Origin of the sequence: Massilia sp. YIM B02443, from assembly GCF_030411955.1 — a bacterium.
Lineage (GTDB): Bacteria > Pseudomonadota > Gammaproteobacteria > Burkholderiales > Burkholderiaceae_D > Telluria.
On sequence record NZ_JASNRA010000010.1, the window covers coordinates 139,694 to 163,632 of the forward strand.

The window sequence follows — 23,939 nt, forward strand, 5'->3', positions numbered from 1 at the left end:
GATTGTCCACTTACAGCTTGCTGCACGCTTCGCAGCGTGCCTTACATCTTGATCCCGGTGTGCAGCGCAGCCACGCCGCCGGTCAGGTTGTAGTACTGCACCCGTTCCAGTCCCGCGTCCAGCATCATGCCCTTGAGCGTGTCCTGGTCGGGGTGCATGCGGATCGATTCGGCCAGGTAGCGGTAGCTTTCGGCATCGCCCGCGATTTTCTGGCCCAGCCACGGCAGCACCGAGAACGAATACAGGTCGTACGGTTTCTGCAGCGGCGCGATCACTTTCGAGAATTCCAGCACCAGCAGCTTGCCGCCCGGCTTCAGTACGCGGCGCATTTCTGCCAGCGCCTGGTCCTTGTGCGTCATGTTGCGCAGGCCGAAGGCCACGCTCACGCGGTCGAAATAATTGTCCGGGAACGGCAGCTTTTCGGCGTCACACAACATGGTTGGGGTGACAAGCCCTTTATTCAAGAGACGATCGCGGCCAACGCGCAGCATCGACTCGTTGATGTCGGTGAGCCAGACTTCGCCGCTCTTGCCGGCCTGCTTCGCGAACGCCTTGGCCAGGTCGCCGGTGCCGCCGGCGATATCCAGCACCTTGAAGCCGGGACGCACGCCGGCCTGGGCGATCGTGAACATCTTCCAGGCGCGGTGCAGCCCGGCCGACATCAGGTCGTTCATGACGTCGTACTTCGATGCGACCGAGTGGAAAACCTTGGCGACTTCCTGGACCTTCTGGTCCTCGGCGACGGTCTTGTAGCCGAAGTGGGTGGTATTGGTCATATGTGCATGCGGGTTAGGGTTGCCAGCATTATACAAGCAGCCAAAAGCGGGGGACGCGCCTTGGCTCGCACCGCTGCTCATCGCCGTGGCCGTTCCCCGCCTACGCGTGTTGGGTAGCCACAACGGCTGTCCGGAATGTCATCGCGCAGCGCACGCCGCGCTTCCCTGGCACGCGCAGCGCCCGTAAGATCGGTAGCAATCAAATAATGATTCTGCGTATTGTTCGATATGACATCGAAAACTTTCCGTGCAAGATTGGAAAGTTACTTAAAATTGTATTAATGTTTGTGCGACATGCAGATGCCATTTCGGGTTTAATGGAATCGCTTTTCGTGCCTGGCAGCATGCCGTCTTGCGGCTGCAGGCACCCAAGGTGAGTCATTGCAACATGCACCGGGGCTCACAATAACGAAGCCGCCCCTGATGGAGATGCGGCGATAACGAGGACAACGGTGACAGTCAAACGTCTTATTTGTGTCAGCAGTGAAGGCAGTGCCCGCGCGCGCGCCTGCCATGGCGAACTGCCGGGCTGGGACGTGTGCGTGGTCGACAGCCTGGCGGCGGCGCGCAAGGTACTGGCGCAGCAGCATTACGGCGTCGGCCTGCTGCTCGACCGCAGCGATGGCAACCATCCCGCGACCGATGACGCCGAGCTCGAGCGCTTCCTGCGCCAGCACCACAGCATGCGCTGGGTCGGCGTGTTCGATGCGCCGCGCATCGACCAGCCCGTCCTGCGCGAGCTGATCGCCGCCCACCTGTTCGATTTCCATACCCGCCCGGCCGACACCCTGCGCCTGCAGCATTCGCTCGGCCACGCGCACGGCATGGCGACCCTGGGCAAGGCGGTGCCACCCTATAAACGCATGGCGCGCGACGGCCACATCGACGGCAACTCGGCCGCCATCGTGCGCCTGCGCGCCCACATCGACAAGATCGCCGCGGTCGACGCGCCGGTGCTGATCTCGGGCGAGAGCGGCAGCGGCAAGGAACTGGCGGCCCAGGAAATCCACCTGCGCTCGCAGCGCGCAGCCGGCCCCTTCATCGCGATCAATTGCGCGGCGGTGGCGCCGGCGCTGATCCATTCCGAACTGTTCGGCCATGAACGCGGCGCCTTCACCGGCGCCAGCCGCGACAAGCAGGGCCTGATCGAAGCCGCCTCGGGCGGCAGCATCTTCCTGGACGAGATCGGCGACCTGCCGCTCGACCTGCAGGCCAGTCTGCTGCGCTTCCTGCAGGAGCGCGTGATCTACCGCGTCGGCGGCACGCGCACGATTCCCGTCGATGCGCGCGTGATCGCCGCCACCCACGTCAACCTGCCGCAGGCGGTGGCCGAAGGACGTTTCCGCGAAGATTTGTACTATCGCCTGAGCGTGTTCCCGATCCGGGTGCCGCCGCTGCGCGAACGCAAGGAAGACTTGCCGGTGCTGACCGACCTGATCTTCAGCAAGTACGCGGCCGAGCGCAGCCCGCAATTGAAAGGCGTCAGTCGCGAGGCGCTACAGGCGATGGCGCGCTACGACTGGCCGGGCAATGTGCGCGAGCTGGTCAACCGCGTGCGGCGCGCCATGGTGCTGGCCGAGCACCGCCTGATCATGCCGGAAGACCTCGATCTGCCGGGCGCGGGCCCGATCGTCGCGGTGGCCGAAGGCCTGGGCAGTTCGCGCCTGAGCGCCGAGCGCAGCGCCATCTTCGACAGCCTGAGCCGCAGCGGCAACAACATCAGCCAGGCCGCACGCGACCTGGGTGTCTCACGCATGACACTGTATCGGCTGATGGCCAAGCATTCGATCTCGACGTAAGTGTCGCCCTTCCCCCTTCGTCGTCCTGCTCCTACGCGGTTTCCCCAATCAATTCAAGCACTTCGCTCCAGCGCGCTTGCCACACGGCAGCGCGCTGCGGGTGCTGCATCACTCTATGCGCAGCGCATGGCGTTCACAAATTGATACAGTTTTGTGACGCGAATGACAACTCTGTCGCACTCTTGTGACAATCTCACGCAAGCGCCTTGTCGCCGTTCATCATCCCTTCTCCTACTCACTGAACTCATCAAAATAGTCCTACATAATCAAGCACTTGCAAACTTGGATGGAGCTGGCACGCGAACTGCTAATAGACAGGTGGACCGGGTGTCATGACGACCTCGGGAAACTTAATTCAGTGACATTTAGGGGAGCAACAATGAAGCGCACTATCCTGGCAACCGCAATCGCCCTGGCTTTCGGCATGGCCCACGCACAACAAACCACGCCGACCGACGGCGGCAGCTACACCGACAGCAGCACGGTCACTGATACCCGCAACAGCAACAACACGACTGACACCCGCAACACGTCCACCACCACCAACACCAGCTCGGTCGCCGACAGCAACAACACCAACACCCAGACCGACAGCAGCAACAACAGCACCAATACCTCGACCAACACCAACACCAACACGAACACGAACTCGAGCAACAGCAACAACACCGCCGACAGCAGCAACAACAGCACCAACACGAACACCAACACCACGACCAACACGGCCGACACCCGCAACACCAGCACCAACACCAACAGCAGCACCAACGACAGCAACAACAGCAGCACGGTCGACAACCGCACGACCAACACCAACACCAACACCAATACCAACACCAACAACGAAAACCGCTCGGTGAACACCGACACCCGCAACACCAACACCGAAACCACGACGATCGACAGCAACGACACCACCGACGTCGCCAACACCACGACGACGACCACGACCAACACCGACGACCGTTCGGGCCAGAACAACAGCTCGGGCGACGCCCGCGCCGCTGCGGCCGGCTCGGCCGCTGCCAACGGCGGCAACGCCAGCTCGTCGCTGGCCAACTCGTTCAACACTTCGTCGGCCACCGCGACCAGCTCGCTGACCGGCAGCGTGAACGGCAACACCATCACCAACATTGGCAACACCGCCGCCAACTACGGCTCGGCTGCCGGCGCATCGGGTAACGGCGCAGCGGGCGCGGCCGGCACCGGCGGCTCGGCCACCGGCAACGGCGCGGCAGGCGGCGCAGCGACCGGCGCAGCCGGCGCAGCAGGTGGCGCGGGCGGCTATGCAGCCGGCGGCGCGGCGTCGACCGGCGCCTCGACCGTCGGCAACGCCTCGGGCGGCGCAGGCGGCGCCAGCGGCGCGGCTGATGCGGCCGGCGGTTCGGGCGCGGCTGGCGCGGCTGGCGGCTACGCTGCTGGCGGCAACGGCGCGGCAGGCGGCGTCGGCACCGGCGGTTCGGGTGCGGCAGGCGGCGCAGCCAACGGCGGCTCGGGCGCGGCTGGCGGCGCAGCCACCGGCGGCGCAGGCGGCTCGACCGGCTCGCTGGCCGGCGGCAACGGCGGCGCCAACGGCGCCATCGCTTCGGGCGCCGGCGGCGCAGGCGGCGCCAACGGCGCGGCAACCGGCGGCGCAGGCGCGGCCGGCGGCGCAGGCGCGGCAGGCGGCATGGGCGGCGCGGGCGCGGCCGGCGGTTCGTCGGCAGGCTCGAGCTTGACCGCATCGAACGGCGCGCAAGGCGGCGCGGCTGCCATCGGCGACGCGACCTCCACCTCGGGTTCGGGCGGCATGCCAGGCTCGGGCACTGAAACCGCAGGCACCGGCGGCGCCAGCGGCACCGCCACCAACACCGGCGGCACCAGCACCGCAGGCTCGCCGACCAGCGGCGCATCGAGCAACACCGCGGGCGAATCGATGGCCGGCGCCGGCGGCGCCGGTGCTGCAGGCGCGGCAGGCGGCTCGGGCGCAGCAGGCGGCGCGGGCGCGGCAGGTTCGAACACTTCGGGCGCCGGCGCAGCGGGCGGCTCGTCGACCGGCGGCACCGCCGGTAACGGCGCGGCACTGGCAGGCACCGGCGGCGCCGGCGCCAGCGGCACCGCAGGCGCGGGCGGTTCGGGCGCGGCCGGCACCGGCGGCGCGGGCGGCGCAGGCGCGACCGGCACCGGCGGCGCAGGCGGCGCGGGCCAGGGCGGCACGGCCGGCACCGGCGGCATGGGCGGTTCGGGCGCAGAAGCAACCGCATCGACCGGCACCGGCGGCGCGGGCGGCTCCTCGACCGGCGGCTCGGCCACCGGCGGTTCGGCCACCTCGGGTGACGCTACCTCGGGCGCCGGCGGCGCAGGCGGCAACGGCGGCGCCACCACCGGCGGCGCCGGCGGCAGCGGCGGCGAACTGGTGGCCGGCGCAGGCACCGGCGGCTTCGGCGGCAACGGCACCGGCGGCAACGGCGGCACCGCCAACGTGAGCGCAGGCGAATTCAATATGTCGAACTCGATGAGCGGCATCGCCCAGTCGGCTGCAGGCATCTCGATCATCAGCCAGAACAACGGCTTCTCGTCGCTGATCCAGCAGAGCGTCAACGTGCAGTCGAACATGAACGTCGGCGGCCAGCAGTAATGGCGAATGGGTCTTCAGCCGGGCGTCCACGCGGCGCCTGGCCGGAGGCTCCAGGCATCAATCCGCCACGCGCCATTCGACGCGTGGCGGTTTTTCGAGCGAGGCATCATGAAACGGATTACCCCTCTCCTGCTGGCGGCGCTGGTTGCCTTGCCGGTCGCGGCCCAGGCCGGCGAACCGGACAAGCTGCCGGTGAACGTGAGCTTCCTGGACACGGTGCAGGTCGCACCGGGCAAGGATGCGGATCCGGCCGACGGCTGGGGCAAGACGGCCGACACCGCATCGCTGGGCGAGCTGCGCGGCGGCGCCGACACGGTGTTCACCGAAGCATCGGCGACCCTCAGCGGCACGGTCGGCAGCAACGTCGCCAACAACGTCACCACCGGCTTCAACGTGATCGACAACGGTTCGTTCTCGGGCGCGTCGGGCTTGCCGGTCGTGATCCAGAACAGCGGCGCCAATGTGCTGATCCAGAACGCCACCGTCATCAACCTGCAACTGCAATAAGCATGAAACGAAGCCTCTTGTCTGCTGCTTTGCTAAGCGGCTTCCTGCTGGCGCCGGTCACGGCGTCGGCGCTCGACCTGGCCGTCATCCCGCGCGTCAACGTGCCGGTGACCAGCCTCAAGGACATCAAATTCCAGCGCACCACGCGCCAGCAATACGACTACAGCTGCGGCGCGGCGGCGGTCGCCACCCTGCTTTCGCACCATTACGCCACCCCGACCCCGGAACAGGACGTGTTCCAGCAGATGTACGCCAACGGCGACAAGGCCAAGATCCACAAGGAAGGCTTTTCCATGCTGGACATGCAGCGCTTCCTGGCCACGCGCGGTTTCCGCGCCGACGGCTTCAAGCTGCCGATCGAAAAACTGATCAAGGAAAAACTTCCGGCCATCGTGCTGGTGACCGACCGCGGCTTCAATCACTTCGTGGTGGTCAAGGGATCCGAGGATGGCCGCATCCTGCTGGGCGACCCGTCCACCGGCAACCGCGTGGTGAGCATGGAACGGTTCCAGGAAATCTGGCGCAACAAGCTGCTGTTCGTGATCCACAGCCACAAGGACGGCGTGGCCTTCAACACCCCCGAGGACTGGCGCGGCGCCCCGCGCGCGCCGCTCGGCACCGGGATGCACCAGGACCAGCTCAGCGCCTCGCTGCCGAAGTTCGGCCCGGGCGATTTTTAAAGGACACCGCCATGCGCTGGACCGTTTTCAAACGACTCTCCCTACTGGCCGCAGCCTTTGCTGCCGCGCTCGGCACGTTGCCAGTGCAGGCGTCGGATACCGCGCTGGACGACACCGCGCTGTCCGCCTTCGGCGCACCGGTCGCGGCCGACACGCTGGACGGCGCCCGCGGCGGCTTCGAAGTCGCCGGCGGCCTCAACCTCGCGCTCGGCATCGAGCGCGTGGTGTCGGTCAACGGCGAGGTGCTGTCGCGCACCAATATCTCGATTCCCGACCTGGCGGCGATGACCTCGGACCAGGCGCGCCTGGCCCAGGATGCGCTCGGCTCGGCCAAGCTGATCCAGCTCGGCGGCAACAACTTCGTGGCCAGCGACATCGCCCTCAACAATGGCGCGACCCTGCTCCAGAACACCCTGGACGGCCAGGACATCCGCGCCGCGACCACCATCTCGTCCACCGTCAACAGCATGTCGCTGCTGAAGGACATGAACTTCCAGTCGACGATTCGTGAAGGAATCGTGCGCTCTGCCGGAAACTTGTAAAATTAATAATTATCACACTGGAGAATCCGGATGTACCAACACGTCGCGCGGCTTGGCGCCGCCGGCCTGGCGGCCGCCCTGCTGGCGCCGCCCGTCCTTGCGCAGCAACCTGTGGCCGATTCCGGCGCTCAGGAACAAAAGAACGAACTGTCGCAGCTGAAGAACGAGCTGGCCGAACAGCGCGCATTGGTCAACCGGCTGGTGGAAGAGCTGCAGGCGCAGCGCGCGCAGCTGCAGCGCATGCAGGCCGCCCCTGCCCTGGCGCCCGCGCCGGCACTGGCGCAGCAGGACGTGCCGCTGACCGATCCGACACCGCTGAACGGCGCTCCGTTCGCAATACCGACCGCAGGCGCCGACGGCGTCACGCTGTCGCAGCTGCGCGGCACCGGCGGCGCCGGCTTCATGAGCGGCGACATGAGCGGCCAGGCCCCGGTGGCCCAGCCGCCGCAGTTGCCGCCGGCCGTGACCGGCGTGCCGGCTCCGGTGCCGCCGCAGCAGCGTCCGAATCAACCGACCGTGCCCGCCCCTGCCCCGGCCCAGCCGGCGGCGCAACAGCAGGCGCAGACCCAGCAGCGTCCGCCGCAGCAGGGCCAGCAACCGCAGCAGGCGAACAACAACCAGCAGCCCAACAAGCCGCCCGAGATCGCCCCGATCACCGACCAGCCGGGCGTGCTGACGCCGCGCGGCACCTACGTGGTGGAGCCTGCCGCGCAGTTCGGCTATTCGTCTAGCAACCGGGTGGCGCTGGTCGGCTACACCGTGATCCCGGCGCTCCTGATCGGCCTGGTGGACGTGCGTGAAATCAAGCGCAACACCTTCACCACCTCGATCACCGGCCGCACCGGCCTCTCCAACCGGATGGAAGTCGAGGTCAAGGTGCCGTACGTGTACCGTTCCGACGCCACGGTCAGCCGCGAACTGTTCACCGGCACCGCGGTCGAGCGCGTGTTCGACACCACCGGCAAGGCGATGGGCGACATCGAGGTCGCCGGACGCTACCAGCTCAACAACGGCGGCGCCGACAAGGGCTATTACATCGCCGGCCTGCGCTACAAGAGCCGCACCGGGCGCGATCCGTTCGAAGTCGTGACCGACTGCGACCGCCGCTGCATCGGCGAAAACGTGACCGGCACCGGCCTGCCGCTGAGCCTGCCGACCGGCTCGGGCTTCCACTCGCTGCAGGGCAGCCTGACCTGGCTGTATCCGTCCGACCCGGCGGTCTTCTTCGGCAACCTGAGCTACCTGCACAACTTCAAGCGCGACGATGTCACGCGCCTGGTGCGCAACGGCGAGCGCGAGCCGCTCGGCACGCTCGAGCCGGGCAATGTGATCGGCTTTAACTTCGGCATGGGCCTGGCGCTGAACGACAAGGCCTCGCTCAGCCTCGGCTACGACCACAGCACGATCGCGCGCATGCGCCAGAACGGCAGCATCGTGCCGGGCTCGGTGCGCACCCAGCTCGGCACCCTGCTGCTGGGCTACTCGTACCGCCTCAGTCCGCAGCGTTCGCTGAACATCGCGGTGGGCGCCGGCGTCACCCGCGACACGCCGGACGTGACGCTGACGGTGCGCCTGCCGATGACGTTCTGACGACCTCCCGGCCGCAGTTGGCATGCGGCCGGGATAAGCCTGGAAAGCGTTGTAAAAAAACTTCGCACGATTGCAAAATCTTGCTGAAATTTTATGGATTATCTCTATAATCAGATTCGCAACGTTGAGTGTTTCGCTGGTCCAGTCCTCCGATTCGCCTGCGAAGCATCACAGAGACAACTTAAAAATTTGAGGGAATTAACATGGCGACTGGCATTGTCAAATGGTTCAACGACGCTAAAGGTTTCGGCTTCATCACTCCTGACGGCGGCGGCGAAGACGTCTTCGCGCACTTCTCGGCGATCAACGCCACCGGTTTCAAGTCGCTGCAGGAAAACCAGCGCGTGACCTTCGACATCACCGCTGGCCCGAAAGGCAAGCAGGCTGCCAACATCCAGCCGCAAGCGTAATGTCGCTGTCCGCCTGATTGGCGGGACATAAACGAAAAGAGCACGTCCGCGGACGTGCTCTTTGTCGTTTACGGCAGCAATATCGGTACTTGCGCGATCGCATCACTTGAGCTGGAGGAATTGGTCACACTTGACGGGTTTTTGAATGTCAACATGCGCCTGCAGCGACTGGCGCCACTCAAGGACCCTGCGAATGAATGCTTCCGTGCCTGCCGCCATCCTCACCGATAGCAATCGACCGCTCCGCCTGCGAATCTGGAACCAGTCCGGCGTCAGCGAAGACGTCTTGCTGGTCAAGCATGTCAGTGGAACCGAAACGATGTGCGGAGGGATCGAGTATCACCTCCTGTGCGTCGCGACCCGCGTCGGCATGCCGCTCAAGGAATTCGTCGCCAATCCTGTCGAACTGCAGTTCGTGACCGACACCGGCGACCTGCGCTCTGTATGCGGCATTGTCGCCGAAGCTGCGGAAGGACAGAGCGATGGCGGCCTGGCGACTTATCAGCTGACCGTACGCGACGCCTTTGCGCTGCTCGACAAGACCTGCAATACCCGGGTTTTCCTTAACCTGAATGAAGTCGACATCACCGCCATCCTCCTCAAGGAGTGGCGTGTCGCCAATCCTGTCGCCGCCACCGTATTCGAATACGACCTCCGGCATCTCAAAACCTATCCGGCGCGCGACTTCACCATGCAACTCAACGAGTCGACCGCCGCCTTCCTGCGCAGGCTGTGGAAACGGCGCGGCATTGCCTGGTTCGTCCAGGCCGGCTCGTCGATCGAAGCGAACAGCGACCGCCCGCCGGTGCATACGCTGGTCTTGTTCGACGATGCATGGGGATTGAAAAAGAACGTGGCGGGCACGATCCGCTTCCATCGGGACGACGCCACCGAAACCCGCGACACGATCACCGCATGGCATGCCGTTCGCACGCTGACGAGCGGCGTCGTCACACGCCGCAGCTGGGATGTCGCGCAAGCCCGGATGATCATGAGCCATGAAACCGGATTGAACGATCAAGGGACGTTCGGCAATCGCCTCACTGCCGGCCTGGACGATTATCTGATCGATGCGCCGCATGCAGGCAGCAACAGCGCCGATTACCTCGACCTAGGACGCTCCCGGATCCAGCGTCATGAATACGAAGCCAAGTATTTTCACGGCGAAGGAAGCGACCGCAATATGTGCGTCGGCCAGTGGAACGGCATTGCCGGCCACCCCGAGCTCGACTCGCACACTGCCAGCGAGCGCGAATTCGTGGTCGTCGAATTGCATGTCGAGGCCGAGAACAATCTGCCGAAAGCCCTGGACGAACGCGTGCGCCGTCTGTTCGCGCTGAACCATTGGCACAAAGGCAGCACCAGCCTGCAACAGGCCAGCGCCGAGCGCGGCGTGCGCTATACCAACCGATTTACCTGCGTGCGGCGCGGCATTCCGATCGTGCCGGCCTACGATCCCCGCATCGACCTGCCGCGCACCACACTGCAGTATGTGACCGTGGTAGGGCCGGTGAATGAAGAAATCCATTGCGATGAATTCGGGCGGGTCAAGATCCGCTTTCCCGGCTGCCGTGAAGAAGATCATGAGCACGCCCAGGGTGCAGGCGCATCGGACTCCGACCGGGATTCGGCGTGGGTGCAGGTGGCAAATCCCTGGGCCGGTGCGCAGTATGGGTCGATCTCCCTGCCGCGTGTCGGCCATCAGGTTTTGTGCGACTTCGTTGGGGGAGATCCGGACCAACCGTTGATTATTGGCCGCGCTCATGGCGGCTTGAACCCGCCGCCTTCATTCAATCGCCGCAGCCGTCTGCCCGGAGACAAATATTTATCGGGCATCGTCAGCAAGGAAGGACGCGCCGGGCGTTACAACCAGCTGCGCCTCGACGACACGCCCGGGCAAATCAGCGTCCAGCTGGCCAGCGCACACGGCCAGAGCCAGCTTAATCTCGGCTATCTCACCCATCCTCGCTGCGATGGCAAGGCTAACGCGCGCGGCGCCGGCTTCGAACTGGCGACGAACGACAGCGGCGCGATTCGCACGGCGAAGTCGCTTCTGATTTCGGCATGGAAGCGGCTCGACGCCTGCGGCACGCAACTGAGCGGCGACGAACACCTGGCGCTGATGCAGGATTGCCTCGACCTGTTCAAGTCGCTCGGGCAGTACGCGGCCGAACATCAGGCGTTAGCGGTCGATCCGGCGTCGCAAGAAGAGCTGAAATCCCATCTCGACGCTTCCGGCGGAGCTAAAAACAGCGATGAAAATGACGAACCTACGCTAAGCGTGACGGCACCGTCCGGGGTCGCCTTCAGCACGCCGAAAACCCTGGTCAGCTACGCGGGCGTCAATATCGATTCGGTGGCGCAGCAGCACTTGCAGCTGACCAGTGGAGCGCGCTTCAATCTGAATGCCGGCAAGGGCATCTCGCTGTTTTCTCACATGGATGGCATCACCCAGGTGGCGCACAAGGGAAAGTTTGTGATGCAAAGCCAGCATGACGACATGGGCATCGATGCGGCCAAGGATTTGAAGGTCACGGCAGGCAAGCGCATGGTGTTCATGGCCGAGGACGAAATCACGCTGATCGTCAGCGGCGGCGCTTACCTCAAGCTCAAAGGCGGCGCCGTCGAAATCGGCGGGCCGGGGGCGATGACGATCAAGACCGACGGACACCATTGGAATGGACCGGCCAGCGGCAAGACCGAATTGCCGACCTTCAGCGCCGGCGAATTCGGCCGCATTCCACGGCTGTTGCGAGCGACCGATGGCAAGCCGGTGGAAGGGATGAAGGTGCATGTGGAACGTTCGGGAGATAGCCCTGTTTCGGGCCAGACCAACGGCGCTGGTGAAGCTGAAAAGATCACCGCCGATCACTTGCAGCAGTTGAAGGCTACTTTTTATAAACCGCTGAAGTAACGCCAACCCACGACGACATCATGCTACCTTTTTCTTCTGAACGCGGCGAAATCGCATCCAGCCCGCTCGACGATCCGGCCAATTGTGTACTGGGTTCCGGATGCGGGACGGTATTCGTTACATTAAAGCCTCTCGATGTATTCACGCAGTTACCATTGCCCGGCATCGTGATCTTCGTTCATGGTGTGAATTCGGATGGCGAATGGTATAAGACAACGGAAGAAGGTTTGTGCGAGGGGCTCAATGAGCGCCTGAAGCGATGCAAGGAACATCTGTTTCACGCAACGGCGGCAGGTGGAACTTTGACGCCAGTGAAATATTTTCCTGAGCTTACTCCCGACGGTTTCGTCAATCCAAAGATGGGCGCAACCAATTTCATTGAGCCAACGGAGAATTTTTCGCCAGTCATCCAGTTTCGCTGGGGGTACAAGGCAAGCGCCGAAGAACTGCAAGCCTATAGCGACGGAATCTACCTGAACGAGCATCGTTACTGGGGTGGTGGTCCGTTCGCCAATGGCTGCACGGCACTGGCCGATCTCTGGGGCGATGGCCTGACAAGCCGGCTGTTCCTGTGGATGCATGTGCAGCACCTGAATCCCACTCCTGACCGCAAGGTATATTCCTGTCCCCCGCGCCCGTACTTCGTGCTGGCCGCATTGCGCCTTGCCAAACTGGTCGAATCGATCCGCAAAAAACAGGCCGACGTTCCCATCACGATTGTCTGCCACAGCCAAGGCAATATGATCGGCATGGCAGCTGCCTTCCTTGGTGAACGCCTGGCTTCCGTCACTGACCCAAGGGGACAATCCGGCAGATGTGTCGCCGACAACTACGTGCTGTGCAACCCTCCATATAGCTTGGTCGAAAGCAACTTCAAACAGGCCTGGACAGAACGCGGCATGGAAGACGCCGAGGGAAATAATGGGCGTCAGACAGTAGAAGCCAGGCTCGGTACTCTGCGCGCTTTCTTTGACATCGTTAAACAGCAAGCAGGTACGCAACAGTCGCCTGAGAGCATCGACGAAGCCATGAAAAACGAAGTACACGGTTTCGATGCCAAGACAGACCGCGAAAGTTACGGCTACGGCCCTACGAAATCGACTCACGGTCGTGTCACCCTGTACTTCAATCCCCACGATAAGGTCATTTCATCGACCACCATCCAAGGCATCGGCTGGCGTGGTCTCAGCAAAGAAGAGATCGATGCTGCAGGTGGAGCAGGCGTTTTTTCGCAGCGGGTGTTTGCTCAAGGTTTTGACGTTGGCAGCAAGGGTATCTACGACTTCTGGGACAACCACCACAAAAAACCCAAGCCCGGAAGCAAGGATTTCTGGTTTCCTCACTCCCAGGACGCATGCTATTCCCTATCGAAAGGGATTGATGCCAATCCCACTGCCCTTGGAAAAATCCTGACCTTCTCGATGGCACCGTTCATGATCGTCGCGACCAGTCTGTACAAGGAGCCCATCAATGCCCTGCCCCCCAAGACATGGAAAACACCTTTGTTCGCTCCAGAACTGCCAGTGCCATTCAAGCCGCAAGCGGTACGCTTTGGAACAGCCAGTAAACATTTCGACCAGGGCATGGACGCGCCAGGGGAATACCGCGACAAAAACCAGACGCGCGATGTTGGCTCTCCATACGCGGGCGATCGGAAAATGCCAGAGCATGCGACCGAAGGATCCGGGCTCAAAAACACTGATGCTGCGGCAGGCAATGCCGAAACCGAAGCATCGCTGCTGTATGAGCACCACGCCATGCTGCGAATGGAGGCGAAACGTGAGGGGCTCTACAAAACGTCAGATGACGTCGGAATGGAGGACCGCCCAAAAACTGCTGACGCCAACTACACGAAATGGCGAACCCAAAAAATCAAGGATAGTCTGGCGGAATGCATCGATACCCATGCGACCGATCATTCAACGATCATGACCAATGGCGAACATGCCCGGATGGCTTTGGCATATGACATGGCAATCGGGGTATGCAATATCAAGCAGGAAGATTTTTTGGAGTTTCGAATTGCTGCCGACTGGCGACTTCTCAAAGGACTTAGCAAAGACAAGACGGAGAGCATCTTTCCTGAATATTTTGAACGAGGAGTCGTTAATAAAGTATCGGTTGCCGAGTGGTCAAAAACTGGTGAAGGCGGAATGCCATCTAAGATCATAGATAAACGAAAATTGATTTTCTAAACCAATCGATCATCCATATGAAAACGATTATTGCGAGTCTTTGGTTGCGCCTTACTTATAGTATTTGTCTATTTTTTCTAACTTTAATTATTTCACTCTGGATAATGTGGCACACTGAATCCAGCTCATCACTGCGATTTACCAACGGAGATATCATGATTCGAACATTTTTGATTCCTGCGATGGTTGCACTGTCATTCTTTTCGATATCAACAGCAGCTTCTTCCACGACAAAATCGATTGTAGAGGAACCCGCTAAAGCTTTGCCGACCTCAAAGAAACCATATATAGCGCAAGTAGTAGGGCTGCAATGGCTCAATCCGCTACAAAGAAAAGATTACTCCACCGAATGGCAATTACTTTGGACGATGGGACTCGCACACCCTAATAAGAATGACGATATGGTAAAGTCTGAACCGGAGCTATTCACTTCCGTTCAACCGGTTCTTGCTATTGCCGCCAACCTGGGAGACGAAAATTTCAAAGGATTTTTTTGGAAATACATACATGCAGCAATATCTCCCTTTAGAGACATTTACTTCAGCGATCCCAAATATTTTTACAATGCTCATTCCATCAAAGATAAGACGTCACGCCGAGAACTAGCAGGGATTCGCGTCGAGCATGCTCTTCCTCATGGGAAGATAACAGAAAGTGAAGCCACAGAGATTATTGAGGAAATGATCGTCGGGAGTTTCGATATCGGCAACCCACATTTTCCTAAGTCATGGACACACAATATACCTCCGGACATTCGTCTTACAATGGGAGACACCAACGCTGGCTTCACATCACTTGCACGTGGACTCAAATATCTTGAAGAAAACCCATCAAAAACCGTATGGGTAATGAACTGGGATGCGCCAAGCTTTCCCAAAAGCGGAAAACTTAACGAAAACATTGTCTTGCTCGTGCTTGCCGGTCCCGATTACAAAACCGAACGCGCAGCACTGGCGTGGCTTTCCCATCCTGCTAAGACTGACGTCAGCGCATTCGAATCGGGTTCAAACCTGCCGTCCCAATCGGCACAGGCATGGAAAACTGTTTTCAACGAAGCTGCGCTGAATGCCGGCAAAAAGCCAGCGGACATCGGGTTCCTGATCCATGACGCGAACACTGTCCACCCAAAATCATCCGATCGACTGGCCAACCTCGCCCGTACCGTGACCGAGGAAATTCCCGAGCTCGATTTCATGAAGCAGACGTTCAATACCTCTGCCGTGTTGGGTGAAATGGGAGCCGGTACCGCGCTCACTAACGTCGCCCTCGCCATTGCCTACGCTAATCACTTCGGCAAGAACGTATTGGTAGCAGGAACCAGCGACGAGGCTCAGCCGACGGCAACGGTCGTCCTGCCACCCGCGGTGGTCCGCCCAATCAAGCCGGATGAACCCTGGTTTCGGGCACGAAGTGGCAATTACACTTATTTGACTTGGTGGGGCATACGGCATGATGCGCCGCCGGACGAGCAGGGCTATTCGAGATAAGGACGCCTTTCGCTGCTAGACGGCAGCTGATCTCACCTCGAATCACAGGAGACTAACAATGAAGCGCGTCATCCGATTAGGCGACCCCACCACCCACGGCGGCAAGGTCACCGCCGCCGCGCCCAACAGCACGGCAATGGGCGTCGCCGTAGCGCGCAAGGGTGACCGCTGCTTCTGCCCGATCAAAGGGCATCAAACATGCGTGATTGCAGAAGGCGACCCCAAGGTGCTGATCGACGGAGTACCGGTTGCCTTCGAAGGTCACGCCACGAGCTGTGGCGCAAAATTGATCTCCACTGTACCGAACAGTGGGCGCGGCTAGGCGCGCTGCGCCGCTCGGGGCGAGCGGCGCATCATGTGAAACTTACTTGCAGCCGCAGCTGCCCGACCCGCAACCGCCGCCACCGCCGCCCGACTTGGCAGCCCTGGCCGCCGCCACTTCCGGCAGCAGCGTATCCGGCGCGCGGCCGGTGGCTTCGTCGAAGCCGGCGGCCTGCAGGCGACCCAGGTACTGCTGCCACAGCGACTCCTGGCTGCGGCCCAGCTCGTACAGATAATCCCAACTGAAGATACCGGTGTCGTGGCCGTCGGTGAACACCGGCTTGATCGCGTAGTTTCCGACCTGCTCGACGTCGTTGATGCCGACTTCGCGTTTGCCCACTTGCAGCACTTCCTGGCCAGGGCCGTGGCCTTTGACTTCGGCCGATGGCGAGTACACGCGCATCAGTTCGAATGGAATCGAGAAGGCGTTGCCGTCGTCGTAGGCGATGTCGAGCACGCGCGACTTCTGGTGGAGGGTCAGTTCGGTTGGATTTGGCATGATGACTTCTTTGATCAGTTAAAGCGGCGCGCAATCGCGGCGCCAAGTTGGTTCGACAGCGCGCGGCGCGCCGCCAGGATATCAGGGTCGGTCGAGCGCACCGCCTGCGCCCACACCGGCGCCGGGAAATGCGCATCGTCCGCATAACGCGGAATCACGTGCCAGTGCAGGTGCGGCACCACGTTGCCCAGGCTGGCCACGTTGACCTTCAGCGGCTGCATGACTTCGCGCACCGCCTCTTCGACCTTGAACACGGCCTCGTTCAGCAGCAGCCGGTCTTGCTGCGACAGGTCGCTCATCTCGCGCACGTGGTCGCGCCAGATCACACGGCAAAAGCCGGGATAGCTGGCATCATCGACCACGATGACACTGAACTTGTCGCCGGCCCAGGCAACCGGCACCGACAGCGCGCACAGCTCGCAGCCTGGTTCTCGCAAAGTCATACCAGCACCCTTTCGATGCCACCGTTGTTGGCACGCTTGACGTAATCCGGCAGCCAGTCTTCGCCCAGCAGGTGCTTCGCGATCTCGACCACGATGTAGTCGGCGGTGGTGCCGGCGTCGTCGTTGTAGCGCGACAGGCCCTGCAGGCACGATGGGCAGCTGGTCAGGATCTTGACGTCACCCTTGAAGCCGTCGGCGCGCAGTTTATCGGCGCCCTTCTCCATCTCGCCTTCCTTGCGCGAGCGGACCTGGGTCGCGATGTCCGGACGGGTCACGGCGAAGGTGCCCGACTCGCCGCAGCAGCGGTCGTTCTTCTCGATCTTGACGTTATCAATCGTCGCCACCAGCGCGTTCACGGTCTTGAGCGAATCCTGCATCTTCATCGGCGTGTGGCAAGGGTCGTGGTACATGTAGCGGGTACCGTTCACGCCTTCCAGCTTGACGCCCTTTTCGAGCAGGTACTCGTGGATGTCCATGATGCGGCAGCCCGGGAAGATCTTCTCGAATTCATATGTCGCCAACTGGTCGTAGCAGGTGCCGCACGAGACCAGCACGGTCTTGATGTCGAGGTAGTTGAGCGTGTTGGCCATGCGGTGGAACAGCACGCGGTTATCCGTCATCATCTTGTCGGCCTTGTCGTACTGGCCGGCGCCCCTTTGGGGGTATCCGCAGCACAAATAGCCTGGCGGCAGCACGGTCTGCACGCCCACTTCCCACAGCATCGCCTGGGTGGCCAGGCCGACCTGCGAGAACAGGCGCTCGGAGCCGCAGCCCGGGAAGTAGAACACGGCTTCGGTGTCGGCCGTGGTCTTCTTCGGATTGCGAATGATCGGAATCACCTTGTCGTCCTCGATGTCGAGCAGCGCGCGCGCCGTCTTCTTCGGCAGGTTGCCCGGCATTTTCTTGTTGACGAAGTGGATCACCTGCTCGCGGATCGGCGCCTTGCCGGTGGTCGGCGGCGGCGCCGACGTTTGCGGCTTGGTCAATCCCTTCAGCATGCGGTTGCCCAGGCGCTGCGCCTTGAAGCCCAGGCCGACCATCGCCTGGCGCGTGGCGTTGATGGTGGTCGGATCGGTCGCGTTGAGGAAGAACATGGCGGCGCGGTTGGCCGGCTTGAAGCTGCGCTTGTCCATCTTGCGCAGCAGGTTACGCATGTTCATCGACACGTCGCCGAAGTCGATGTTCACCGGACAGGGCGTGACGCACTTGTGGCACACGGTGCAGTGGTCGGACACGTCCTCGAACTCTTCCCAGTGCCGGATCGACACGCCGCGCCGGGTCTGCTCTTCGTACAGGAAGGCTTCGATCAGGGCGGACGTCGCGAGGATCTTGTCGCGCGGTGAATACAGCAGGTTCGCGCCCGGCACGTGGGTGGTGCACACCGGTTTGCACTTACCGCAGCGCAGGCAGTCCTTGATGCTATTGGCGATCTCGCCGATGTCGCTCTGCTGCATGATCAGGGACTCGTGGCCCATCAGGCCGAACGACGGCGTGTAGGCGTTGCGCAGGTCGGCGTGCGCGCCTTCGAGATTGAGCAGCTTGCCCTTGTTGAAGCGCCCCTCCGGATCGACGCGCACCTTGTAGTCGCGGAAGTCCTGGATCTCTTCATCCATCAGGAATTCGAGCTTGGTGATGCCGATGCCGTGTTCGCCCGAAATCACGCCGTCCAGCGAACGGGCCAGCGCCATGATGCGCTCGACCGCTTTATGGGCGTCCTGTAGCATCGGGTAGTCGTCCGAGTTCACCGGCAGGTTGGTGTGCACATTGCCGTCGCCGGCGTGCATGTGCAGGGCGACGAACACGCGCGAACGCAGCACGCGCTGGTGGATCGCGGTGCACTCGTCGAGGATGCACTTGTAGGCGGCGCCGTTGAAGATCTGGCGCAGCGGCGCGCGCAGCTCCTGCTTCCACGACACGCGCACGGTATGGTCCTGCACAACGTCGAACAGGCGCGCATCCGGTTGCACGATCAGGCGCTGCTCCAGCGCCGCGCCCAGGTGATCGAGCCCGAACGATTCCAGTTGGGCGCGCGCGTCGTTCAACGGCATGTCCAGATTGGCCAGGATGAAGCCCCAGCGCTTGCCGACCAGGTCGACCAGCGCGCGCGCCTGCAGCGGGCGCTCGCCCATGATCTCGTCGCGGTCGACGCCGTCGCCGCTGGCGTCGTCGCTCTTCTCGAGCGGCAGGTGATCGCTGGCGAGATACGCCGCCAGCTGGTCCACTAATTGCAGCTTGTTCTTGATCGACAGCTCGACGTTGATGCGCTCGATGCCGTCGGTGTACTCGCCCATGCGGTTCAATGGGATCACCACGTCTTCGTTGATCTTGAAGGCGTTGGTGTGGCGCGCGATGGCCGCGGTGCGGGCGCGGTCGAGCCAGAACTTCTTGCGCGCTTCCGGGCTGACAGCGACAAAACCTTCGCCGACGCGGGTATTCGCCAGGCGCACCACTTCCGAGGCGGCCAGCGCCACCGCGTTTTCGTCGTCGCCGACGATGTCGCCGAACAGCGCCATCTTCGGCAGCACGCCGCGCTTGGATTTGGTGGCGTAGCCGACCGCGCGCAGGTAGCGTTCATCCAGGTGCTCCAGGCCGGCCAGGCGCAGCGTGGCAAAGGCCGGGTCGCCGTTCTTCGGCAGGCTGTCCAGGTAATCCTTGATCTCGACGATCGACGGAATCGCGTCGCGCGCCTGGCCGAAGAATTCGAGGGCCACGGTGCGCGTGTACTTCGGCATCTTGTGCAGGATCCAGCGGCTCGACGTGATCAGGCCGTCGGTGCCTTCCTTCTGGATGCCCGGCAGGCCGGACAGGAATTTGTCGGTGACGTCCTTGCCCAGGCCTTCCTTGCGGAAGCGCTTGCCCTCGATGGTCAAGGTCTCGGTGCGGAACGGTGCGCCTTTCGGCGCGCCCTTCGGCGACGGATGGGTCCATTCCAGCAGGAATTCGGCGGTCGGCGCATCGTGGATCTTGCCCAGGTTGTGGCCAATGCGGGTGACGTCGAGCCAGTCGCCGTTCGGGTCGACCATGCGCCACGAGGCCAGGTTGTCGAGCGCGGTGCCCCACAACACGGCCTTCTTGCCGCCCGCGTTCATGGCGATGTTGCCGCCCACGCAGGACGCGTGCGCCGAGGTCGGGTCGACCGCGAACACGAAGCCGGCCTTCTCGGCCGCCTGCGACACGCGCTGGGTGACCACGCCGGCGTAGGTGTGGATGGTGGCGTATTCGCGCTCGACGCCCGGCAGCGCGGTCATCTCGACCTCGCCGATGCCGATCAGCTTTTCGGTGTTGATCACGGCCGACATCGGCGTAAGCGGAATCGCGCCGCCGGTGTAACCGGTGCCGCCGCCGCGCGGGATGATGGTCAGGCCGAGTTCGATGCAGCCTTTCACCAGGCCGGCCATCTCGTCTTCGCTGTCCGGAATCACGACCAGGAACGGATACTCGACGCGCCAATCGGTGGCGTCGGTCACGTGCGAGGTGCGGTGCATGCCGTCGAAGCGGATGTTGCGCTTGTCGGTGTAGGCGCCCAGCACCTTCTGGGCGCGCTTGCGCAGGTCGTAGGTATCGGCGAACTCGCGGCCGAAGTCGTCCACCGCGCGCCGTGCGGCCGCCAGCAGCTGCTCGACGGCGGCGCTGCGCGACGCCACCATGGCCGGATCGTCGGCCGCATCGAGCGCATCGACCGTGGTGCGGCGCTTGTCGATCTCGGCCAGGCGGTGGTGCAGGGCCGCGATCAGTTCCGCGCGGCGCTTGGGATTGTCCAGCAGGTCGTCCTGCAGATAGGGATTGCGGCGCACCACCCAGATGTCGCCCAGCACCTCGTACAGCATGCGCGCCGAGCGGCCGGTCTGTCGCGCGCCGCGCAGGCTGTCGAGCAATTCCCATGACGACTCACCGAGCAGGCGGATCACGATTTCGCGGTCCGAAAACGAGGTGTAGTTGTAGGGGATCTCGCGCAGGCGCGCGGGAGCGTTGTCGGCGAGCAGGGTATGGATGTGTGCGGGTGCGTTCATTGGGTGCAGGCTGGAGATGCAGCTGGATGAGTCAACAGTCGGACGGGCCCGAAGGATGTTCATTCTAGCGTATTGCGATGCACCACGCTCGGGCAATGCCGGGGCCGCCATTACCGCTGACCCAACAAAATATTTATGCTAACAATAAAGTGCAAACTTTATTTGCCTTGAACTCGCCCTTTGCAACGTTTATGCAGCGCTACCATGTGAACGGCATATCTCGTCAGGCGGGCTTGATCGTGGTCGGGTCGCCGGCGTCAATGGCCGGCTCGCCGGCACTGACTTCGAAGGCGTCGCCAATCTCGAAGAAATGGCCACCGGCCACGTAGTGGATACTCTTTTTAGCCAACCCGTTGCCACCCTCTTCCAGCTGCCAGTGGCCGTCGCGGAACGCCGCCGGATCGGCCCAGGCCGCGACCACTTCGCCCAGGAACAGGTCATAGGTTTCCTGGATGTGGGGCTCGGGAATCAGGCGGCATTCGAGCCACGCCAGGCAGCCGTCCAGCAGCGGCGCGCCGACCCGCTCGCCAGTCCAGGCGCCGGCGCCGAACGCCGCGAACTTGTCGATTTCGCGGCCGGTGGTCGAACCGACCTGCAGCGTCAGGCGCGCCAGTTCGCGCGACGGCACGTTGAGGGCGAATTCGCCCGAGGCTTCGATCATGCGCCGCGTCAGCGTGCTCTTGTCGAGCACCACCGCCACCTTGGGCGGCTGGAAGTCGAGCGGCATCGACCAGGCGGCGGCCATCACGTTGACGGCTTCGCCATGGCGGCTGGAGACCAGCACGGTCGGGCCGTGGTTCATCAGGCGATAGGCCTTGTCGAGGGGTACGGGAAGGCAGTCGGTCATGCGAGGCATCCTTGAAGCTGCATCAATGGTGCCCCATTATGACCGCCAGACGCAGGCCGTGCCGGACGCTAGCCGAAGATGCTCGTGAGCATGTCGCCGAGCCGGTGCCAGAAGCCGTCCGGGATGTACAGCAGCGCGATCGTCATGGTCAGGTAGCGCATGAACTTGCCGATCAGCATGTACATCACGCTCGGCCAGAATGGCAGGTGCAGCCAGCCGGCCAGCGTGCACAGCGGGTCGCCGACGACAGGCAACCAGGACAGCAGCATGGTCTTGGCGCCATAGCGCTTGAGCCAGCCGAACCAGCGGCTGCGGCGTTCCTTGGCGAACGCCACCTTGGCGCGGTAGCCGAGGAAATAATCGAACGCGCCGCCCAGCGTGTTGCCCAGGGTGCCGACCAGGATGGCCGGCCAGAACATGTCGGGATTGGCCTTGATGACCGCGAACACGGCCGGCTCGGAGCCGAGCGGCAACAAGGTGGCGGATACGAAGCTGACGATGAAGATGGAGGTCAGGCCGACGCTGGGTGCGGCGATGAGGTCCAGCAGCCACTGGACGGCGGATTCGATCATAAGCTTGAGCGTTGGTAATATCGCTCCATTATAATGATCCCTCCTTATCGTAACGACACGATACGTCCAGGCTGCAACCCAGCACTGCGTATCGCCTGCAAGCAACGGTCACCCGCCCGAGCAGAACGGAATGCGTCGTCCGGATTTGCCAGCCTTGCTGGCCAGACTTTTCCATCCCGACCATGACTACCGACTACCTCAAAAAAATCCTGACCGCCCGCGTCTACGACGTCGCCCAGGAAACCCCGCTCGACCTCGCCCCGACCCTGTCCCAGCGCATGGGCAACCGGATTTATTTCAAGCGCGAAGACATGCAGAGCGTGTTCAGCTTCAAGCTGCGCGGCGCCTACAACAAGATGGCGAACCTGACGCCCGAACAGCTCAAGCGCGGCGTGATCTGCGCCTCGGCCGGCAACCACGCGCAAGGCGTGGCCCTGTCTGCCTGCCGTCTCGGCTGCCGCGCGCTGGTCGTGATGCCGACCACCACCCCGCAACTGAAAATCGACGCGGTCAAGGCGCGCGGCGGCGCCAGCGTCGAAGTGGTGTTGCATGGCGATTCGTATACCGACGCCTACAACCACGCGCTGTTGCTGGAAAAAGAGCAGCGCCTGACCTTTGTGCACCCATTCGACGATCCGGACGTGATCGCCGGCCAGGGCACGATCGGCATGGAAATCCTGCGTCAGCACTCGGGCCCGATCCACGCCATTTTCGTCGCCATCGGCGGCGGCGGCCTGATCGCCGGCATCGGCGCCTACGTCAAGCAGATCCGGCCCGACATCCGCATCATCGGCGTCCAGACGCTCGACTCGGACGCCATGGCGCGCAGCCTGCGCGCGGGCGAGCGCGTCACCCTGCCCGACGTCGGCCTGTTCTCGGACGGCACCGCGGTGCGCCTGGTGGGTGAGGAAACCTTCCGCGTGGCCAAGGAGGTGGTGGACGAGATCATCTTGGTCGACACCGACGCCATCTGCGCCGCGATCCAGGACGTGTTCCAGGACACGCGCAGCATCCTCGAGCCGGCCGGCGCACTGGCCGTGGCCGGGGCCAAGGCCTATGTCGAACGCGCGCAGATGAACCGCGAACCGATCCGCGGCGAAACCCTGGTCGCGGTGGCCTGCGGCGCCAACATGAACTTCGACCGCCTGCGCTTCGTGGCCGAGCGCGCCGAACTGGGCGAATCGCGCGAAGCCGTGTTCGCGGTGACGGTGCCCGAGCAACGCGGCAGTTTCCGCAATTTCTGCGCCCTGGTCGGCCCGCGCAACGTTACCGAATTCAATTACCGCATCAGCGATGCACAGGAAGCACACGTGTTCGTCGGGGTGCAGGTGGGCAACCGCAGCGAATCCGGCCTGCTGGCACGCACCTTCGAGCAGCACGGCTACAAGACGGTCGACCTGACCCACGACGAGCTGGCCAAGCTGCACATCCGCCACCTGGTCGGCGGAAAAAGTCAGCTGGCGCACGACGAATTGCTGTATCGTTTCGAGTTTCCCGAACGGCCGGGCGCCTTGATGCGCTTCCTGGACAGCATGGCGCCGAACTGGAATATCTCCTTGTTCCATTACCGCAACCAGGGCGGCGACGTCGGCCGGATCCTGGTCGGGCTGCAGGTGCCGAAGACCGAGATGGAAGCATTCCGGCAATTCCTGGCCTCGCTGGGTTACCGCTACTGGGACGAGAGCGACAATCCCGTCTACAAATTATTCTTGGGGGCATAAGCCCCATCT

General features: G+C 62.7%; 18 protein-coding genes. 12 read left to right on the top strand and 6 right to left on the bottom strand.

Features of this window, described 5'->3' with window-relative positions; translation table 11 throughout:
- Nucleotides 1-41 precede the first annotated feature (41 nt).
- On the bottom strand, nucleotides 42-776 hold the full coding sequence (gene ubiE / locus QPK27_RS12560) for a bifunctional demethylmenaquinone methyltransferase/2-methoxy-6-polyprenyl-1,4-benzoquinol methylase UbiE (RefSeq protein WP_290418584.1): 735 nt from the start codon (nucleotides 774-776) through the stop codon (nucleotides 42-44).
- Between the two features lie 452 nt (nucleotides 777-1,228).
- Between ubiE and QPK27_RS12565 the strand changes: the two genes are divergently transcribed.
- From QPK27_RS12565 to QPK27_RS12615, 11 genes are all read left to right on the top strand, one after another.
- A complete protein-coding gene (locus tag QPK27_RS12565; protein ID WP_290418585.1) occupies nucleotides 1,229-2,575 on the top strand; it encodes a sigma-54 dependent transcriptional regulator in 1,347 nt (448 codons plus the stop codon).
- A gap of 379 nt (nucleotides 2,576-2,954) precedes the next feature.
- On the top strand, nucleotides 2,955-5,192 hold the full coding sequence (locus QPK27_RS12570) for a hypothetical protein (protein ID WP_290418586.1): 2,238 nt from the start codon (nucleotides 2,955-2,957) through the stop codon (nucleotides 5,190-5,192).
- Between the two features lie 108 nt (nucleotides 5,193-5,300).
- Complete coding sequence (locus QPK27_RS12575) at nucleotides 5,301-5,699, top strand: hypothetical protein (protein ID WP_290418587.1); 399 nt, start codon at nucleotides 5,301-5,303, stop codon at nucleotides 5,697-5,699.
- Between the two features lie 2 nt (nucleotides 5,700-5,701).
- Nucleotides 5,702-6,379, top strand: coding sequence for a C39 family peptidase (locus QPK27_RS12580; protein WP_290418588.1), 678 nt, complete (start codon nucleotides 5,702-5,704; stop codon nucleotides 6,377-6,379).
- An 11-nt stretch (nucleotides 6,380-6,390) separates the two neighbouring features.
- A complete protein-coding gene (locus tag QPK27_RS12585) occupies nucleotides 6,391-6,921 on the top strand; it encodes a hypothetical protein (protein WP_290418589.1) in 531 nt (176 codons plus the stop codon).
- A gap of 30 nt (nucleotides 6,922-6,951) precedes the next feature.
- Entirely contained in the window at nucleotides 6,952-8,511 is a 1,560-nt protein-coding gene (locus tag QPK27_RS12590; RefSeq protein ID WP_290418590.1) for a hypothetical protein, read from the top strand.
- A 203-nt stretch (nucleotides 8,512-8,714) separates the two neighbouring features.
- Nucleotides 8,715-8,921: a cold-shock protein gene (locus tag QPK27_RS12595; protein ID WP_208277203.1), complete on the top strand. Its 207-nt coding sequence runs from the start codon at nucleotides 8,715-8,717 to the stop codon at nucleotides 8,919-8,921.
- A gap of 193 nt (nucleotides 8,922-9,114) precedes the next feature.
- The gene (locus tag QPK27_RS12600; RefSeq protein WP_290418591.1) at nucleotides 9,115-11,835 is read left to right on the top strand and encodes a type VI secretion system Vgr family protein; all 2,721 of its coding nucleotides are present in this window, start codon (nucleotides 9,115-9,117) and stop codon (nucleotides 11,833-11,835) included.
- A 20-nt stretch (nucleotides 11,836-11,855) separates the two neighbouring features.
- Nucleotides 11,856-14,030 (top strand): DUF3274 domain-containing protein, encoded by a 2,175-nt coding sequence (locus QPK27_RS12605; protein ID WP_290418592.1) that lies wholly within the window; start codon nucleotides 11,856-11,858, stop codon nucleotides 14,028-14,030.
- 17 nt (nucleotides 14,031-14,047) lie between these two features.
- Nucleotides 14,048-15,517, top strand: a complete 1,470-nt coding sequence (locus tag QPK27_RS12610) for a hypothetical protein (protein ID WP_290418593.1) — start codon at nucleotides 14,048-14,050, stop codon at nucleotides 15,515-15,517.
- Between the two features lie 58 nt (nucleotides 15,518-15,575).
- Nucleotides 15,576-15,839: a PAAR domain-containing protein gene (locus tag QPK27_RS12615; RefSeq protein WP_290418594.1), complete on the top strand. Its 264-nt coding sequence runs from the start codon at nucleotides 15,576-15,578 to the stop codon at nucleotides 15,837-15,839.
- A gap of 42 nt (nucleotides 15,840-15,881) precedes the next feature.
- Here the strand turns inward: QPK27_RS12615 and QPK27_RS12620 are convergent, their stop codons facing one another.
- The 5 genes from QPK27_RS12620 to QPK27_RS12640 form a co-directional block, all read right to left on the bottom strand.
- Nucleotides 15,882-16,337 carry a DUF971 domain-containing protein gene (locus QPK27_RS12620; protein ID WP_290418595.1) on the bottom strand — a complete coding sequence of 152 codons (456 nt, stop codon included), beginning with the start codon at nucleotides 16,335-16,337 and terminating at the stop codon, nucleotides 15,882-15,884.
- A 14-nt stretch (nucleotides 16,338-16,351) separates the two neighbouring features.
- Nucleotides 16,352-16,780: an HIT family protein gene (locus QPK27_RS12625; RefSeq protein WP_290418596.1), complete on the bottom strand. Its 429-nt coding sequence runs from the start codon at nucleotides 16,778-16,780 to the stop codon at nucleotides 16,352-16,354.
- Complete coding sequence (locus QPK27_RS12630; protein WP_290418597.1) at nucleotides 16,777-20,790, bottom strand: DUF3683 domain-containing protein; 4,014 nt, start codon at nucleotides 20,788-20,790, stop codon at nucleotides 16,777-16,779. The genes QPK27_RS12625 and QPK27_RS12630 overlap by 4 nt, the downstream gene beginning before the upstream one ends.
- Nucleotides 20,791-21,013: 223 nt before the next feature.
- Nucleotides 21,014-21,637, bottom strand: a complete 624-nt coding sequence (locus QPK27_RS12635; RefSeq protein WP_290418598.1) for a flavin reductase family protein — start codon at nucleotides 21,635-21,637, stop codon at nucleotides 21,014-21,016.
- Between the two features lie 68 nt (nucleotides 21,638-21,705).
- Nucleotides 21,706-22,209 carry a YqaA family protein gene (locus QPK27_RS12640; protein ID WP_290418599.1) on the bottom strand — a complete coding sequence of 168 codons (504 nt, stop codon included), beginning with the start codon at nucleotides 22,207-22,209 and terminating at the stop codon, nucleotides 21,706-21,708.
- Nucleotides 22,210-22,391: 182 nt separating this feature from the next.
- Between QPK27_RS12640 and ilvA the strand changes: the two genes are divergently transcribed.
- Nucleotides 22,392-23,930 carry a threonine ammonia-lyase, biosynthetic gene (ilvA, locus tag QPK27_RS12645; protein WP_290418600.1) on the top strand — a complete coding sequence of 513 codons (1,539 nt, stop codon included), beginning with the start codon at nucleotides 22,392-22,394 and terminating at the stop codon, nucleotides 23,928-23,930.
- The last annotated feature ends 9 nt before the right edge of the window (nucleotides 23,931-23,939 follow it).

Bases quoted from the DNA above. Each gene is read 5' to 3' on its own strand.
- ubiE (WP_290418584.1), bottom strand. From the start codon at position 776: ATGACCAATACCACCCACTTCGGCTACAAGACCGTCGCCGAGGACCAG.
- QPK27_RS12570 (WP_290418586.1), top strand. From the start codon at position 2,955: ATGAAGCGCACTATCCTGGCAACCGCAATCGCCCTGGCTTTCGGCATG.
- QPK27_RS12575 (WP_290418587.1), top strand. From the start codon at position 5,301: ATGAAACGGATTACCCCTCTCCTGCTGGCGGCGCTGGTTGCCTTGCCG.
- QPK27_RS12580 (WP_290418588.1), top strand. From the start codon at position 5,702: ATGAAACGAAGCCTCTTGTCTGCTGCTTTGCTAAGCGGCTTCCTGCTG.
- QPK27_RS12585 (WP_290418589.1), top strand. From the start codon at position 6,391: ATGCGCTGGACCGTTTTCAAACGACTCTCCCTACTGGCCGCAGCCTTT.
- QPK27_RS12590 (WP_290418590.1), top strand. From the start codon at position 6,952: ATGTACCAACACGTCGCGCGGCTTGGCGCCGCCGGCCTGGCGGCCGCC.
- QPK27_RS12595 (WP_208277203.1), top strand. From the start codon at position 8,715: ATGGCGACTGGCATTGTCAAATGGTTCAACGACGCTAAAGGTTTCGGC.
- QPK27_RS12600 (WP_290418591.1), top strand. From the start codon at position 9,115: ATGAATGCTTCCGTGCCTGCCGCCATCCTCACCGATAGCAATCGACCG.
- QPK27_RS12605 (WP_290418592.1), top strand. From the start codon at position 11,856: ATGCTACCTTTTTCTTCTGAACGCGGCGAAATCGCATCCAGCCCGCTC.
- QPK27_RS12610 (WP_290418593.1), top strand. From the start codon at position 14,048: ATGAAAACGATTATTGCGAGTCTTTGGTTGCGCCTTACTTATAGTATT.
- QPK27_RS12615 (WP_290418594.1), top strand. From the start codon at position 15,576: ATGAAGCGCGTCATCCGATTAGGCGACCCCACCACCCACGGCGGCAAG.
- QPK27_RS12620 (WP_290418595.1), bottom strand. From the start codon at position 16,337: ATGCCAAATCCAACCGAACTGACCCTCCACCAGAAGTCGCGCGTGCTC.
- QPK27_RS12625 (WP_290418596.1), bottom strand. From the start codon at position 16,780: ATGACTTTGCGAGAACCAGGCTGCGAGCTGTGCGCGCTGTCGGTGCCG.
- QPK27_RS12630 (WP_290418597.1), bottom strand. From the start codon at position 20,790: ATGAACGCACCCGCACACATCCATACCCTGCTCGCCGACAACGCTCCC.
- QPK27_RS12635 (WP_290418598.1), bottom strand. From the start codon at position 21,637: ATGACCGACTGCCTTCCCGTACCCCTCGACAAGGCCTATCGCCTGATG.
- QPK27_RS12640 (WP_290418599.1), bottom strand. From the start codon at position 22,209: ATGATCGAATCCGCCGTCCAGTGGCTGCTGGACCTCATCGCCGCACCC.
- ilvA (WP_290418600.1), top strand. From the start codon at position 22,392: ATGACTACCGACTACCTCAAAAAAATCCTGACCGCCCGCGTCTACGAC.